Here is a 13,594-nt window from a genome sequence, read left to right as displayed (position 1 = left end):
GTCGGGCTGCATCCGCGGCTCGGTTTCGCCGCCGCCGTGCACGTCGACCACCGCGCCGCCCACGTCGTCCTCGTCGACGCGACGGGCGCCGTCCGCGCGGAGCAGCACGCCCCGTTCCCCCTGGGTGACGATCGCGTCGGGCACATCGCCGGCATCATCGATCAGTGCCGCCGCGCACTCAAGGGACCCGTGCACCTCGCCGTCGTCGGAGTGCCCGGCATCGTCACCCCGGAGGGCGGCATCCGCGATGACCTCGGGCCCGACGGCGGTGCCTTCCGCACCGCTCTCGCTGATGCCCTCGGCTGCCCTATCCGCATCGAGAACGACGTCAACCTCGCCGCCCTCGCCGAGCTCACCGCCGGAACAGGCGACGAACTCGCGAGCTTCGCCCTGCTGCACCTCGACGACGGCCTGGGTGCGGGCATCGTGATCGACGGCGTCCTGCACCGCGGATTCTCCGGGGTCGCCGGGGAGGTCGCCTACCTTCCGCAGACACCCCTGCCGATCGGCGCACCGATCGTGAACGACGCGGTCGTCGGCGACCTCGCCCTCGGACTCGGACTCGACGTCGACGCCTCGCTCGTCGCGCACCTCGAAGCGGCCGCCGGAGGTGACGAGTCCGCGCAGAAGCTCGTCGCCGAGATCGGCAGGCGCATCGTGCTCATCGCCGGCACGGTGGGGCTGGTGCTCGATCCCGAGGCGTTCATCCTGGGCGGCGACGCCGTGCATCCGATGCTCGTCGACGCCGTCGCGCGCGTCGCCGACGAGTATGCCGCACAGCTTCCCCTGCGCTTCCTCGTCTCCTCGTTCGGACCGGAGGCCCCGCTCGTCGGCGCGGTCGGCGAGGCGGCATCCGCCCTTCGGGTCGCGCTTTTCACCAGCATCCTCACCCCGCCTGCCAAGACCCGCTGACCGTTCCGACAGGATCCGCCGATGACCGCTCCGTCCGACCTCGCCGATCGTCTCGGACTCGCGCCGGGCGCGCGGGCGATCATCCTCAACGCCGACGACTTCGGCATGTGCCATGCGGCGAACACGGCCATCGTCAAGCTGCTCAGCGCCGGACGGATCGACTCGACCACGGTCATGGTGCCCTGCGCCTGGTCCCCCGAGGCTCTCGCGTTCGCCGCGTCCCGCACCGATCTCGACGTCGGCGTGCACCTCGTGCTGACCAGCGAGTGGACCCGCTACCGCTGGCGTCCGCTGACCGGCATCTCGACGTCGCTCGTCGACGCCGACGGCTTCTTCCCCGCCGACACCGCCGTCGTCGAGGACACCGCCTCCGACGACGACGTCGCCGCGGAGATCGCCGCGCAGCTGCAGGCCGCGCTCGATGCCGGCGTCGATGTCACGCACCTCGACAACCACATGGGGTCGGTCTACGGGCTCGTCACCGGCCGCGACTTCCTCCGTCCCGTGTTCGAGCTCGCCGCGCGCCGCGGACTTCCGTTCCGCCTGCCGCGCAGCATGGACGGCGTCGGGGCGGATGCCGCGCTGCAGGCGAAACTCGACGACGCGGCCGCGGCAGCTGATGCCGCCGGCGTCGAGATCGTCGACCGGCTGTGGAGCCATCCGTTTCCGCTGCTCGGCGAGGGGACGCCCGAGGAGGAGACGTACGAGCAGGTGCGCGACGGGTTCGTCGCCCTGCTGCGCGCGGTGCCGGCGGGTCTGACAGAGGTCTACCTTCATCCGATGGTCGACGACGACGAGCTTCGAGCAGCCGTCGACTTCGGCGCCGCCAAGCGCGGCTACGAGCACCGGCTCCTGAACGACCCCGTGGTGCTGCAGGCGATCGACGACGAGGCGCTCGTGCGGGTGGGCTGGCGAGATCTGCGCGACCTGCAGCGGAGCAGCATCCGATGACCTCGCTGGGTGGGCGCCTCCGCGAGCGGCGCCTGGACACGGCGCCCAGCCGGGCGCAGTCGATCGCCTTCGGGGCATCGGGGTTCCCCACCCAGCTGATGGCGCAGACGTTCTCGGCGTTCGTCGTCTACTTCTACGTCTCGCAGCTCGCGGTGCCGGCGGGCTGGGTGGCGGTCGCGATGATCGCGCACGGCATCCTGAACGCCGTGCTGAACCCTGTGGTCGGCGCGCTCTCCGACCGCATCCGCACCCCGTGGGGCCGACGCGTCCCCTGGATCGGCCTCGGCATCGTGCCGCTCGTCGTCGCGTTCGCCCTGATCTGGATGCCTCCCGGTCTCCCGCCCGCCGGCCTCATCGCGTGGTTCCTCATCGTGGTGGCCGTGTACGACATCGCCTTCGTGGTCGTCGTGCTGAACATCTCGGCCCTGTTCCCCGAGATCTTCCGCACCACGGAGGAGCGCGCCAGAGGGAACGTGCCGCGACAGATCTTCGCGATCCTCGGCATCGTGCTCGGCACGGCCGGCGCACCCCTGCTGTACGACTCGATCGGCTGGCCGGGCATGGCCCTCGTGCTGGGCGGCGTCTGCCTGGTGCTGCTCGTCTGGTCGTTCCTCGGCGGCATGATCGAACGGCGCGTGCCGGAGGACGCCGCGGAAGGAACCGCGCCGATGCGCTTCCGCGACCAGGTGACCTATACCTTCCGGAACCGTGCCTTCGTGCCGTACGTGCTCGGGTCGCTGTTCGTGCAGACCGCGGTCGCCGTGATCCTCGCCGCGATCCCGTTCTACGTGCGGTACTCGCTGCGTGCCGCCGAGGGGGAGGGCAGCCTGCTGCTCGGTGCGATCTTCGTCACCGCGATCCCCTCGATCGTGCTGTGGAGCGCGGTCGTGCGTCGCACCAGCCCGCGCACCGCGCTGCTGTGGAGCGTCGCCGTCTTCGGCGTCGCCGTGCTCGGATACCTGGTGCCGTCGAACGTTCTCGGCGCCGCCCTCGTCGGCGTGGCCGTGGGTGTCGGCGTCGGCGGGCTGCTGCAGCTGCTCGAGGTGGTGCTCGCGCAGATCATCGATGCGGATGCCGTGCGCACCGGCCACCGCCGGGAAGGCGCCTACTTCGGGGTGAACGGCTTCGTGGTGCGCGGCTCCGTCGTGCTGCAGGCGATCGTCGCGGCCGGGGTGCTGACGGCATCCGGGTTCGACGCGACGCTCGGCGACGCGCAGCCGCCGTCCGTCGACGGCGGCATCCGCCTGATGCTCGCGGTGATCCCGCTCGGCTTCACCGCTCTCGCGTGGCTCTGCTTCTTCCTCTACCCCATCCGCTCCCGGGACCTCTGACCGTGTTGGCGGGGACGTTTCGTCTCCTCCGCTCCGCTCCGTCGCTCAACGACCGGGGATCGAGGTATCGCACGCAGTCGGCGAGCGCAGCGAGCCCCTGCCCCTCCTCGTACCTCCGCCATGGAGAACTCGGACGGTCACGCGACCCTCGCGCCCGCCCCCGAGATACCAAAAAGAACTAAGAAGCCGACCGCCGAGCTTCCCACCCCGTCCGCACCATTTCATCGACCGAGTACCGCATCTTCCAGTCGAGGTCTCGCGCGGCGAGCTCTCCGGTGGCGACGATCCGGTCGGGGTCGCCGGGTCGACGGGCGCCGATCTCGGGGGTGAAGTCGATGCCGGTGACGCGGGCGACGGCATCCATGATCTGCTTCACGCTGAGGCCGTCTCCAGAGCCGAGGTTGTACGCGGCTTCGATGGGCTGTCCGCCGGCGAGGCGCTTCGCAGCTTCGACGTGCGCGGCGGCGATGTCGCCGACGTGCACGTAGTCGCGCACGTTGGTGCCGTCTTCGGTGGCGTAGTCGTCGCCGAAGATCTTGGGGGTCTTTCCGGCGATCAGTGCTTCGAAGACGATCGGGAAGAGGTTGTGCGGGCTGACGTCGTACACGGTCGGGTCGGCGGATCCGACGACGTTGAAGTAGCGCAGCGACGTGTGGCGGAGCGGATGCTCGGAGTCGGCGGTCGCGATCGCCTGGTCGCGCAGCAGCCATTCGCCGATGAGCTTCGACTCCCCGTAGGGGCTCGCCGGCTTCTTGGGGGTGTCTTCTTCGACGAGGGCGACGTCGGGCGTGCCGAACACGGCCGCGGATGACGAGAAGACGATGTTCGCGACGCCGGCGGCGTCCATCGCCTCGAGGATCACGCGGGTGCCTTCGACGTTCTGCGCGTAGGTGTGCAGCGGGCGCTGCACCGAGACGCCGGCGTACTTGTATCCGGCGACGTGGATCACGCCTTCGGCGTCGTGGTCGCGGAGGGCCTTCTCGACGAGCTCGCGATCGAGGATGCTGCCCTGCACGAACGGCACGCCGTCGGGCACGAACGACGCGACGCCGCTGGAGAGGTCGTCGAGCACGACCGGGGTGAGGCCGGCATCCGCCAGGGCGCGGACGACGTGGGCTCCGATGTAGCCGGCGCCGCCGGTCACGATCCAGGACATTGCGTTCCTCTCCTGCCGCGGGCGCGGCTCGGTCGACGGACCATTCTCTCAGGCGTCGCGGTGAGCCCCGGCCGACGGCGTGACCGTGAACAGGGCGGGGGCGCGGAAGCCGGATGCCGCGAATGCGGCGGCCACGGCATCCGACACGGTCGTCACGGCATCCTGCTCGACCAGGGCGATCGCCGCCCCGCCGAAGCCTCCGCCGGTCATGCGGGCGCCCAGCGCGCCCGCAGCGAGGGCCGCGTCGACGGCCGTGTCGAGCTCGGGGACGGAGATCTCGAAGTCGTCGCGCATCGAGACGTGCGATGCGACGAGCAGGTCGCCGATCGCTCGTGCACCCTGCTCGCGCAGCACGCGCACCGTGTCGAGCACCCGCTGGTTCTCGGTGACGATGTGACGCACGCGCCGGAAGGTGACGTCGTCCATCAGCTGCTGTGCGCGCGGGAGGTCGTCGACCGACACGTCGCGCAGCGCCGGGACGCCCATGATCTTCGCGCCGAGCTCGCACGATGCGCGGCGCTCGCCGTAGCCGCCGGTCGAGTGCGCGTGCTTGACGCGCGTGTCCATCACGAGGATCGCCAGGCCGGCTTCGGCCACGCCGAGCGGCACGAGGTTCGCGTCGAGCGAGCGGCAGTCGAGGAAGATCGCGGCGTCGGTCTCGCCGAGCATCGACGCCATCTGGTCCATGATGCCCGTCGGGGCGCCGACGGCCTCGTTCTCGGCGCGGCGGCCGATGCGGGCGAGGGCGGTGCGGTCGAGCCCCGTGCTCCAGAGATCGTTGAGAGCGGATGCCGCCGCTCCCTCGATCGCGGCGGAGGACGAGAGCCCGGCACCGACCGGAACGTCGGAGGCGATCGCGATGTCGATGCCGCGGATGCCGCGGGCGTCGCCGGTCGCCGCGGCGGCACCGGCCATCGCCGCCTGGCGCAGGGCCCAGGCGACGCCGAGGGGGTACGCGGCCCATTCGGGAACGGCAGGCTCGGTGCCCAACGTCGTGGGGAACAGCTCGTCGAGCTCGTCGAGGGCGACCTCCACCGGCTCGTCTGCGAACGTCGAGGCGACGCGCACGCGTCCGCGGTCGTCGTCACGGAGCCCGACCGCCGCGACCGTACGGTGCGGAATGGCGAACGGCAGGACGAAGCCGTCGTTGTAGTCGGTGTGCTCGCCGATGAGGTTGACCCGCCCCGGAGCCGACCACAGTCCGTCGGGCTGGCGGCCGGTCAGCTCGAGGAACAGCGCGCGGGCGGCATCCTGCGTCTCGGTCTCGTGGGTGTCGGACAGGGTCATGCGGATTCCTCCTCGCCGATCGACGGGGTCGCCCCGGCGGCATCGGCGCGTTCGATCGCCTCGCGGATGCGGGCGGCTCCCTGTTCGGGGGTGACCTCGGCGGCCCAGGCCCACATCGCGGCCTCGGAGCCGGCGAGGAACTTCAGCTTGTCGGCCGCCCGGCGCGGGCTCGTCAGCTGGAGGTGCAGACGCACGATGTCACGACCGACGTGCACCGGAGCCTGGTGCCAGGCCGCGATGTACGGCGTCGGCGTCTCGTAGAGCGCGTCGACCCCGCGCAGCAGGCGCAGGTAGAGCGGCGCGAGCTCGTCGCGTTCGGCATCCGTCGTCTCCGCGAAATCGGGAACGTGACGGTGCGGCATCAGGTGCACTTCGAGGGGCCATCGGGCGGCGAACGGCACGAAGGCGGTCCAGTGCTCGCCGCGGAAGACGACCCGCTCCGACGCCTGCTCGAACTCGAGGATGTGCTGGAAGAGATCGGGGGCCGTCCGATCGATCGAGTCGAGGAGGCGCGTCGTGCGCGGCGTGACGTACGGGTAGGCGTAGATCTGGCCGTGCGGATGCGGCAGCGTCACGCCGATCGCCTCGCCGCGGTTCTCGAACGGGAAGATCTGCTCGATGCCGGGGAGCTTCGACAGCGCGGCGGTGCGGTCGGCCCAGGCCTCGATCACGGTGCGCGCACGGGTGACCGACTGCGTGCCGAAGGAGCCGGAGTGCTCGGGGCTGAAGCAGACGACCTCGCACCGGCCGACCGACGTGCGGGTGCGACCGAGGCCGAGGGCGGCGAGATCGTCGAGGCCGCGCGGAGGGTTGGCGGCCGCGGGCGCCGTGCCGAGGGCTTCGGTGAGCGCGGGGCCGAACGCCGGGGAGCGGTTCTCGAACACCGCGACGTCGTAGAGCGAGGGCACCTCGGACGGGTTGTCCGGCGTCTGCGGGGCGAGCGGGTCGGCGGAGACGCTCGGCATCATGACGCGGTTCTGACGGTTCGCTGCGACCGTGATCCAGTCGCCGGTGAGCACGTCGAGGCGCATCGTCGCCGTGTCGGGACGAGGGTCGAGCCAGCGGGCGTCGACGGCGCGCTCGGCTCCGAGCGTCGTCCCCGGGTCGTCGTAGTAGATCAGGTCGCGGCCGTCGGCCAGGGTGGTGGCGCGCATGACCACGCCGGCGCCGAGGTCTTCCGTGCGCATCTCCGCAACTTTATCCGTGTTCACGTAAACATGGTACGCACATTGCCGTGGTAACGTCAACATTCCTGAGTTGTGCAGGGAGGATGCCGGTGACCGACAGCGATCTCGATCGTCTCGCCGATTCGCGACCCCGATCCCGCCGCCCGTCGTCCGGACGCGTGTCGATGGCGATGGTCGCCTCCCGCGCCGGCGTCTCCGGACAGACCGTCTCCCGTGTGGTCAACGACAGCCCCCGGGTCGATCCCGAGACGCGGGCCCGCGTCGAGAAGGCGATGGCCGAGCTCGGGTACCGCCCGCATCGCGCCGCCCGCGCCCTGCGCACCGGGCGGTCGCAGACGATCGGTCTCGTGGTCACGACGCTCGCCACGGTCGGAAACTCGCGCATGCTGCAGGCCACCGCTGAGGCTGCGGCGGAACGCGGCTACGCCCTCACCGTCGTCACCGCCGCCGACGGCGTCGCCTCGGCATTCGACCGTCTCGCCGAGCAGGAGGTCGACGGCGCGATCGTGCTGAACGAGGCATCCGCTCAGGTCTCCGCGGACGCACATCCGGTGGGGCTTCGACTCGTCGTGGTCGATGCGCCCACCGAGGCGGGCTTCGCTGCCGTGCACAGCGACCACCGGGGTGGGGCGGCCGCGGCGACGGCGCGACTGCTCGCGCTCGGGCACGGCACCGTGCACCACCTCGCCGGGCCCGTCGATTCCTACGCCGCGGCCGAACGCGAGCGCGGGTGGCGCGAGACCCTCACCGCGGCCGGCATCGAGGCGCCCGACGTCGTGCACGGAGACTGGACGGCCGACGCCGGCTTCGCCGCGGGTGCTGCGCTGGCCGCGGCATCCGCCGTCTTCTGCGCCAACGACCAGATGGCGCTCGGCCTGCTGCGCGCGTTCGCCGAGGCCGGCCGCCGCGTGCCGGAGGACGTCAGCGTGATCGGCTTCGACGACGTGCCGGATGCCGCGAACTACCGGCCACCGCTGACCACGATCCGCCAGGACTTCACGCTCCTCGCGCAGCGCGCGGTCGGCGCGCTGGTCGCAGAGATCGAGGGCGAGGATGCAGCGGGCGACGCTGAGGGCGAGGATGCCGGTTCGGCGACCTCGGTCATCCCCACGCTGCTCGTGGAGCGCGCCAGCACGCGCGCGCGCTGACGTCGCACGGGTGGCCGCACCGCCCCGCTGGCCGGGAATGCATGCGTATGTCAGACTGCGATATATGGCTGACCGCATCCTGACCACCCACGTCGGTTCGCTTCCGCGCAGCGCCGCCGTCACCGATCTCGTCTTCGCCCAGGAGCGCGGCGAGCCCGTCGACCCATCGCGGTTCGACGCGGTCGTCGGAGACGCCGTCGACGAGTGCGTCCGCCGGCAGGTGGCCGCCGGGATCGACATCGTGGCGGACGGCGAGATGTCGAAGATCTCGTACGCGACGTACATCAAGGACCGCATCACCGGCTTCGACGGCGACAGCCCGCGCACCCCGCCGGCCGACCTGGAGGACTTCCCGGGGTTCCTGCAGCGACAGGCGCAGAGCGGCGGCACGCCCACGTACCGACGGCCCCGCTGCGTCGGTCCGGTCGCGCCGAAGACGCTCGCACCTCTCGAGGCGGACCTGCGGCATCTGCAGGCGGCCGTGGATCGGCAGCATCCTGTCGGCGCCTTCATGAACGCGGCGTCCCCCGGCGTGATCGCGCTCTTCCAGCCGGACGACCACTACGGCGACCCGGATGCCTACCTCGAGGCGCTGGCCGAGGCGATGCGCCCGGAGTACGAGGCGATCGTCGCCGCAGGTTTCCTCCTCCAGCTCGACAGTCCCGACATCGGGCTCGGCCGGCACATGACGTACAAGGACAGCACCGACGACGAGTACCTGCGGGTCGTGGAGAGGCACGTCGAAGTACTCAACCATGCGCTGCGCAACGTGCCGGCGGAGCGCGTGCGCATGCACGTCTGCTGGGGCAACTACGAAGGCCCGCACCACCGCGACATCGAGATGCGCACGATCCTCCCCGCGCTCATGAAGGCGAAGCCCCAGGGGCTGCTGTTCGAAGCGTCGAATCCGCGGCATCAGCACGACTGGCAGGCCTTTCGGGATCACGCGGATCTCGTGCCGGACGACCGCGTGCTGATCCCGGGCGTGATCGACTCGACCACGAACTTCATCGAGCATCCCGAGGTCGTCGCCCAGCGCATCGCCTCGTTCACCGCTCTCGTCGGCGCCGAGCGGGTCATCGCCGGATCGGACTGCGGCTTCTCGACCTTCGCCGGGTTCGGCGCCGTCGATCCCGACATCGTCTACGCGAAGCTCGAGACCCTGGCGGCCGGGGCGGAGATCGCGAGCTCCCGGCGGCGCTGAGTCGCCCGAAGCGGGCGGCGTCCTCGCACTAGGCTCTCGATCATGAGCGCGTCTTCGTCTCCCGCCGAGCCTGCGTCCGCCCGTCGCCCGGGAAGTCCGGCGCGAGATGCGGCACCCGCCCTGCCCGAGGTCGCAGCATGACCCGGGTCGTGCTGGCTCCGGACAGCTTCAAGGGGACGATCACCGCGGCGGATGCCGCGGCGGCCCTCGAGGCCGGATGGTCCGAGGTCGATCCGAGCGCGGAGTTCGTGCATCGGCCGATGGCGGACGGCGGCGAGGGGACGGTCGCGGCCTTCGCCGCGGCGGTGCCCGGAGCCCGGCGCATGCCCGTCACGGTCGAGGGGCCGACCGGCGACATGATCGACGCGACTTGGCTGCTGCTGCCGCCGACCGCGGACGCCGCCGACGGCACCGCGGTGATCGATCTCGCCTCGACGTCGGGGATCGAACTGCTCGAGAAGCTGCGCCCCTGGGATGCCGACACGACGGGCTTCGGCCAGGCGATCGCCGCCGCGCTCGATCACGGCGTCTCGCGGATCGTCGTCGGCATCGGCTCCAGCGGCTCGACCGATGGCGGCACCGGGATGCTGTCCGCTCTGGGGGCGCGATTCCTCGACGCCTCGGGCGCTCCGGTCGCACGCGGAGCTCGCGGTCTCGCCGACATCGCCTCCGTCGACCTGTCCGGGCTGCGCACGGCGCCCGAGGTGCGCGTGCTCACCGACGTCACGAATCCGCTCGTCGGCCCACGGGGTGCGTCCGCCGTCTTCGGCCCCCAGAAGGGACTGAACTCCGTGACCGACGTCACGCGCGCCGATCATGGCCTCGGTCACCTCGCTGCCCTGCTGGGCCTCGACGCGGATCTGCCCGGCACGGGCGCGGCTGGAGGCACCGGCGGAGCGCTCGTCGTCTGGGGCGGCGTGCTCGCCCCCGGCGCGGCCGAGGTGGCGGAACTCATCGGCCTCGCCGACGCGATCGCCGACGCCGACGTGGTCATCACCGGGGAGGGCTCGTACGACGGGCAGTCCGGCGACGGCAAGGTCCCCTCGTTCATTGCATCACTCGCCGCCGACGCCGAGGCGCGGGCGATGCTCGCCGCCGGACGCATCACCGATGATTCCGACACGAGCCTGTTCGCGGCATCCGCCTCCCTCACGGAGATCGCCGGATCGTCGGATGCCGCGCTCGCAGACCCGGCGCGCTGGCTGCGCGCGGCCGGTGCCGAACTCGCCCGCCGGGTCTAGCCGGGCTGGACTCAGGCTGGATCAGAAACGCATCTTCACGACCAGGCGCGGATGTGTTTCTGATCCAGCGTGCACGGGCTAGCCGCCGAGCGCCGCCGACACCACCGCGCGGGCCTCGGCCTGCACCTCGGCGAGGTGCTCGGGGCCGCGCAGGCTCTCGGCGTACAGCTTGTAGACGTCTTCCGTTCCCGATGGGCGGGCGGCGAACCAAGCGTGCTCGGTCTGCACCTTGAGGCCACCGATCGCGGCGCCGTTGCCGGGCGCGTGCGTCAGCTTCGCGGTGATCTCCTCGCCGGCGAGGGTCGTCGCGGTCACGGCATCCGGTGAGAGCTTGCCGAGCGTCGCCTTCTGCGCCGGCGTCGCGGGGGCGTCGACGCGCTGGTAGGCGGACGAACCGAACGCCTCCTCGAGCTCGGCGTAGCGCTCCGACGGCGTCTTGCCCGTCACCGCGATGATCTCGGCGGCGAGCAGGCACAGCAGGATGCCGTCCTTGTCGGTCGACCAGACCGAGCCGTCCTTGCGGAGGAACGAGGCCCCGGCGGACTCCTCGCCGCCGAACGCGACCGAGCCGTCGAGCAGACCCGGCACGAACCACTTGAAGCCGACGGGCACCTCCAGCAGGTGACGGCCCAGGGACTCGGCGACGCGGTCGATGATCATCGACGACACGAGGGTCTTGCCGATCGCGGCATCCCGCGGCCACTCGCTGCGGTGCGAGTAGAGGTAGTCGATCGCGACCGCGAGGTAATGGTTCGGGTTCATCAGCCCGGCATCCGGGGTGACGATGCCGTGCCGATCGGCGTCGGCGTCGTTGCCCGTCAGCACGTCGTAGTCGCCCTTCTTGGCGACGAGCGACGCCATCGCCGACGGGGACGACGGGTCCATCCGGATCTTCTCGTCCCAGTCCAGCGTCATGAAGCGCCAGGTCGGGTCGACCTCCGGGTTGACGACGGTGAGGTCGAGCTCGTGGACCTCGGCGATCAGCGCCCAGTACTCGACGGATGCTCCGCCGAGGGGATCCGCCCCGATGCGCACACCGGCACGGCGGATCGCGTCGATGTCGATGATCGAGGGGAGGTCGCGCACGTAGGCGTCGCGGAAGTCGTAACCGGTGATCGCGTCCCAGTCGACGTCGGCGAAGCGCTCGCGCCTGACGCCCTCGAGTCCGTTCGCGATCAGCGCGTTGGCGCGGTCGGCGATCCAGCCCGTGGCATCGGTGTCGGCCGGTCCGCCGTGCGGCGGGTTGTACTTGAACCCGCCGTCGCGCGGCGGGTTGTGCGAAGGGGTGACGACGATGCCGTCGGCGCGGCCGGCGTTGCCCTCACCCGAGACGAGGGTGCGGTTGTACGTGAGGATGGCGTGGCTGAGCGCCGGCGTCGGCACCCAGGCGTCACGGGAGTCGACGCGCACGTCGACGCCGTTCGCGAGCAGCACCTCGATGGCGCTGCGCTCGGCGGGCAGCGAGAGGGCGTGGGTGTCGCGCCCGAGGAACAGCGGGCCGGTGATGCCCTGCGAGGTGCGATAGTCGACGATCGCCTGCGTGGTGGCGAGGATGTGCGTCTCGTTGAAGCTGTTCGACAGCGACGATCCGCGATGGCCGCTCGTTCCGAAGACGACCCGTTCGGCGGCGACCTCCGGGTTCGGCACGCGGTCGTAGTAGGCGGCGATCAGCTCGTCGACGTCGATCAGGTCAGTGTCCTCCGCGGGGAGGCCGGCACGGCTCGTCATCCTCTCAGTCTGCCCCCTGTTCGCAGGGATCGCATCCGCCTTGACATCCGAATCGCGGGGGAGTCGCCGAGGGCTAAGGTGAAATGCGTGACTGAACGCCGCACCTACAGCTACCTCGGCCCCGCCGGAACCTTCACGGAGGCGGCACTCGATCAGGTCGCCGAGGCGCGAGGGCAGGACTGGCGCCCGGTGCACAACGTCGGCGAGGCTCTCGACGACGTGCTCGAGGGGCGCAGCGACGCCGCCATGATCGCGATCGAGAACTCGATCGAGGGCGGCGTCTCGACCACGCAGGATGCGCTCGCGACACTGCCGGGTCTGCGGATCATCGGCGAGTACCTCGTGCGGGTGAACTTCGTGCTCGTCGCGCCGCGCGGAACCACGCTGGATCAGGTCGAGGTCATCGCCGCCCACCCGGTCGCGTACGCGCAGTGCCACGGGTGGCTGGGCGCGCATGTGCCCTCGCACTCGCACGTGCCCGCAGCGAGCAACGTGGCCTCGGCGATCGGCGTGCTCGACGGGTCGCTGCCGGCGCAGGCCGCCATCGCCGCTCCCGGCATCGTGAAGCACTACGACGTCGAGGTGCTGGCCGAGGGCATCGGCGACAACGCGCAGGCCGTGACCCGGTTCGTGCTCGTCACCCGCACCACGACGCCGCCCGAGCCGACCGGTGCCGACAAGACCTCGTTGATCGTCGAGCTGCCGCACGACCACCCCGGGTCGCTCCTCGAGATGCTCGAGCAGTTCTCGACCCGCGGCATCAACCTGTCGCTCATCGAGTCGCGGCCGATCGGCGACGAGCTCGGGCGCTACCGATTCGTCATCGACGCCGACGGTCACATCGAGCACGAGAGGATGGCCGACGCGCTCCTCGGCATCCGCCGCTTCAGTCCGCGCGTCGTGTTCCTCGGCTCGTACCCGCGCGCCGACCGGCAGATCGTGCAGTACCCCGATCGCTACGCCGACGAGATCTTCGTCGAGGCGCGCGACTGGCTGCGCGGCATCCTCTCCGGCGAACCCGAGGAGTAGGCCCGGGGATTGCGAGGGCGCGCGGCCCACGCGGACGCGCGGGTCAGTGCTCCTGGAAGCGGGGCCAATCGCTGCCGGGAGCCATGTGGGAGTGCAGAGCGCCCTTGGCGGAGGCGAGGCTCGGGTACGTGCCTGTCGCGGCATCCGATCCCACCATGGTGACGGCGTAGCCGTCCTCGTCGTGGCGGATGCTGCCGACCACTCCGTTCTGTCCGTAGGCGACCCAGAGGGCGAGGGTCTTCGTGGTGCTCATCGTCGAACTCCTTCCACAGCCATGACACGGCCGGTGACCGTGAACGCGACGCTACGCCTGACGCCCCCGGAAAGCCAGGGGGCTTGACAGTCGGGCGGCGCTGCGCGTCAGGGCCTGTCGGCGGGGCGCCACTCGGCGGCGAGCTCGGTGAGGGCGGCTGTCGCGGC

General features: G+C 71.1%; 12 protein-coding genes. 7 read left to right on the top strand and 5 right to left on the bottom strand.

Annotated features, from left to right (window positions below):
- The 3 genes from DW306_RS00420 to DW306_RS00410 all read left to right on the top strand — a co-directional run.
- Window positions 1-912, top strand: a 912-nt coding sequence (locus DW306_RS00420; protein WP_136053687.1) for an ROK family protein, incomplete at its 5' end; no start/stop codon positions are given.
- 21 nt (window positions 913-933) lie between these two features.
- A complete protein-coding gene (locus DW306_RS00415; protein ID WP_136053686.1) occupies window positions 934-1,863 on the top strand; it encodes a polysaccharide deacetylase family protein in 930 nt (309 codons plus the stop codon).
- A complete protein-coding gene (locus tag DW306_RS00410) occupies window positions 1,860-3,194 on the top strand; it encodes an MFS transporter (RefSeq protein WP_136053685.1) in 1,335 nt (444 codons plus the stop codon). Before DW306_RS00415 ends, DW306_RS00410 begins: the two co-directional genes overlap by 4 nt.
- Before the next feature lie 178 nt (window positions 3,195-3,372).
- On the opposite strand, the gene galE is transcribed toward DW306_RS00410, so the two are convergent.
- From galE to galT, 3 genes are read right to left on the bottom strand one after another with little or no spacing between them, the layout of a single operon-like run.
- Entirely contained in the window at window positions 3,373-4,350 is a 978-nt protein-coding gene (gene galE / locus DW306_RS00405) for a UDP-glucose 4-epimerase GalE (RefSeq protein WP_136053684.1), read from the bottom strand.
- A 48-nt stretch (window positions 4,351-4,398) separates the two neighbouring features.
- Window positions 4,399-5,637, bottom strand: coding sequence for a galactokinase (gene galK / locus DW306_RS00400; protein WP_136053683.1), 1,239 nt, complete (start codon window positions 5,635-5,637; stop codon window positions 4,399-4,401).
- Window positions 5,634-6,824 (bottom strand): galactose-1-phosphate uridylyltransferase, encoded by a 1,191-nt coding sequence (galT, locus tag DW306_RS00395; protein ID WP_136053682.1) that lies wholly within the window; start codon window positions 6,822-6,824, stop codon window positions 5,634-5,636. The genes galK and galT overlap by 4 nt, the downstream gene beginning before the upstream one ends.
- A 164-nt stretch (window positions 6,825-6,988) precedes the next feature.
- On the opposite strand from galT, the gene DW306_RS00390 reads away from it, so the two are divergent.
- From DW306_RS00390 to DW306_RS00380, 3 genes are all read left to right on the top strand, one after another.
- Window positions 6,989-7,972: a LacI family DNA-binding transcriptional regulator gene (locus tag DW306_RS00390; protein WP_168429183.1), complete on the top strand. Its 984-nt coding sequence runs from the start codon at window positions 6,989-6,991 to the stop codon at window positions 7,970-7,972.
- 64 nt (window positions 7,973-8,036) lie between these two features.
- Window positions 8,037-9,176, top strand: coding sequence for a cobalamin-independent methionine synthase II family protein (locus DW306_RS00385; protein ID WP_136053680.1), 1,140 nt, complete (start codon window positions 8,037-8,039; stop codon window positions 9,174-9,176).
- Between the two features lie 137 nt (window positions 9,177-9,313).
- Complete coding sequence (locus tag DW306_RS00380; RefSeq protein ID WP_136053679.1) at window positions 9,314-10,417, top strand: glycerate kinase; 1,104 nt, start codon at window positions 9,314-9,316, stop codon at window positions 10,415-10,417.
- A gap of 78 nt (window positions 10,418-10,495) precedes the next feature.
- On the opposite strand, the gene pgm is transcribed toward DW306_RS00380, so the two are convergent.
- Window positions 10,496-12,145: a phosphoglucomutase (alpha-D-glucose-1,6-bisphosphate-dependent) gene (gene pgm, locus DW306_RS00375; protein WP_136053678.1), complete on the bottom strand. Its 1,650-nt coding sequence runs from the start codon at window positions 12,143-12,145 to the stop codon at window positions 10,496-10,498.
- A gap of 78 nt (window positions 12,146-12,223) precedes the next feature.
- Here pgm and pheA point away from each other — a divergent pair, with 78 nt between their 5' ends.
- Entirely contained in the window at window positions 12,224-13,174 is a 951-nt protein-coding gene (gene pheA, locus DW306_RS00370) for a prephenate dehydratase (protein WP_136053677.1), read from the top strand.
- A gap of 43 nt (window positions 13,175-13,217) precedes the next feature.
- On the opposite strand, the gene DW306_RS00365 is transcribed toward pheA, so the two are convergent.
- On the bottom strand, window positions 13,218-13,427 hold the full coding sequence (locus tag DW306_RS00365) for a methyltransferase (RefSeq protein ID WP_136053676.1): 210 nt from the start codon (window positions 13,425-13,427) through the stop codon (window positions 13,218-13,220).
- Between the last annotated feature and the right edge of the window lie 167 nt (window positions 13,428-13,594).

Origin of the sequence: Microbacterium sp. K24 (assembly GCF_004794465.1) — a bacterium.
GTDB lineage: Bacteria > Actinomycetota > Actinomycetes > Actinomycetales > Microbacteriaceae > Microbacterium.
The sequence above is the reverse complement of the archived record's forward strand: the minus strand, read 5'-3'. Positions and strand labels throughout refer to the sequence as shown.

What these genes read in the sequence shown, in the direction of transcription:
- DW306_RS00390 (WP_168429183.1), top strand. Translation starts at nt 6,989, where the DNA reads ATGGCGATGGTCGCCTCCCGCGCCGGCGTCTCCGGACAGACCGTCTCC.
- pgm (WP_136053678.1), bottom strand. Translation starts at nt 12,145, where the DNA reads ATGACGAGCCGTGCCGGCCTCCCCGCGGAGGACACTGACCTGATCGAC.
- DW306_RS00380 (WP_136053679.1), top strand. Translation starts at nt 9,314, where the DNA reads ATGACCCGGGTCGTGCTGGCTCCGGACAGCTTCAAGGGGACGATCACC.
- galK (WP_136053683.1), bottom strand. Translation starts at nt 5,637, where the DNA reads ATGACCCTGTCCGACACCCACGAGACCGAGACGCAGGATGCCGCCCGC.
- galE (WP_136053684.1), bottom strand. Translation starts at nt 4,350, where the DNA reads ATGTCCTGGATCGTGACCGGCGGCGCCGGCTACATCGGAGCCCACGTC.
- DW306_RS00365 (WP_136053676.1), bottom strand. Translation starts at nt 13,427, where the DNA reads ATGAGCACCACGAAGACCCTCGCCCTCTGGGTCGCCTACGGACAGAAC.
- DW306_RS00410 (WP_136053685.1), top strand. Translation starts at nt 1,860, where the DNA reads ATGACCTCGCTGGGTGGGCGCCTCCGCGAGCGGCGCCTGGACACGGCG.
- galT (WP_136053682.1), bottom strand. Translation starts at nt 6,824, where the DNA reads ATGCGCACGGAAGACCTCGGCGCCGGCGTGGTCATGCGCGCCACCACC.
- DW306_RS00415 (WP_136053686.1), top strand. Translation starts at nt 934, where the DNA reads ATGACCGCTCCGTCCGACCTCGCCGATCGTCTCGGACTCGCGCCGGGC.
- DW306_RS00385 (WP_136053680.1), top strand. Translation starts at nt 8,037, where the DNA reads ATGGCTGACCGCATCCTGACCACCCACGTCGGTTCGCTTCCGCGCAGC.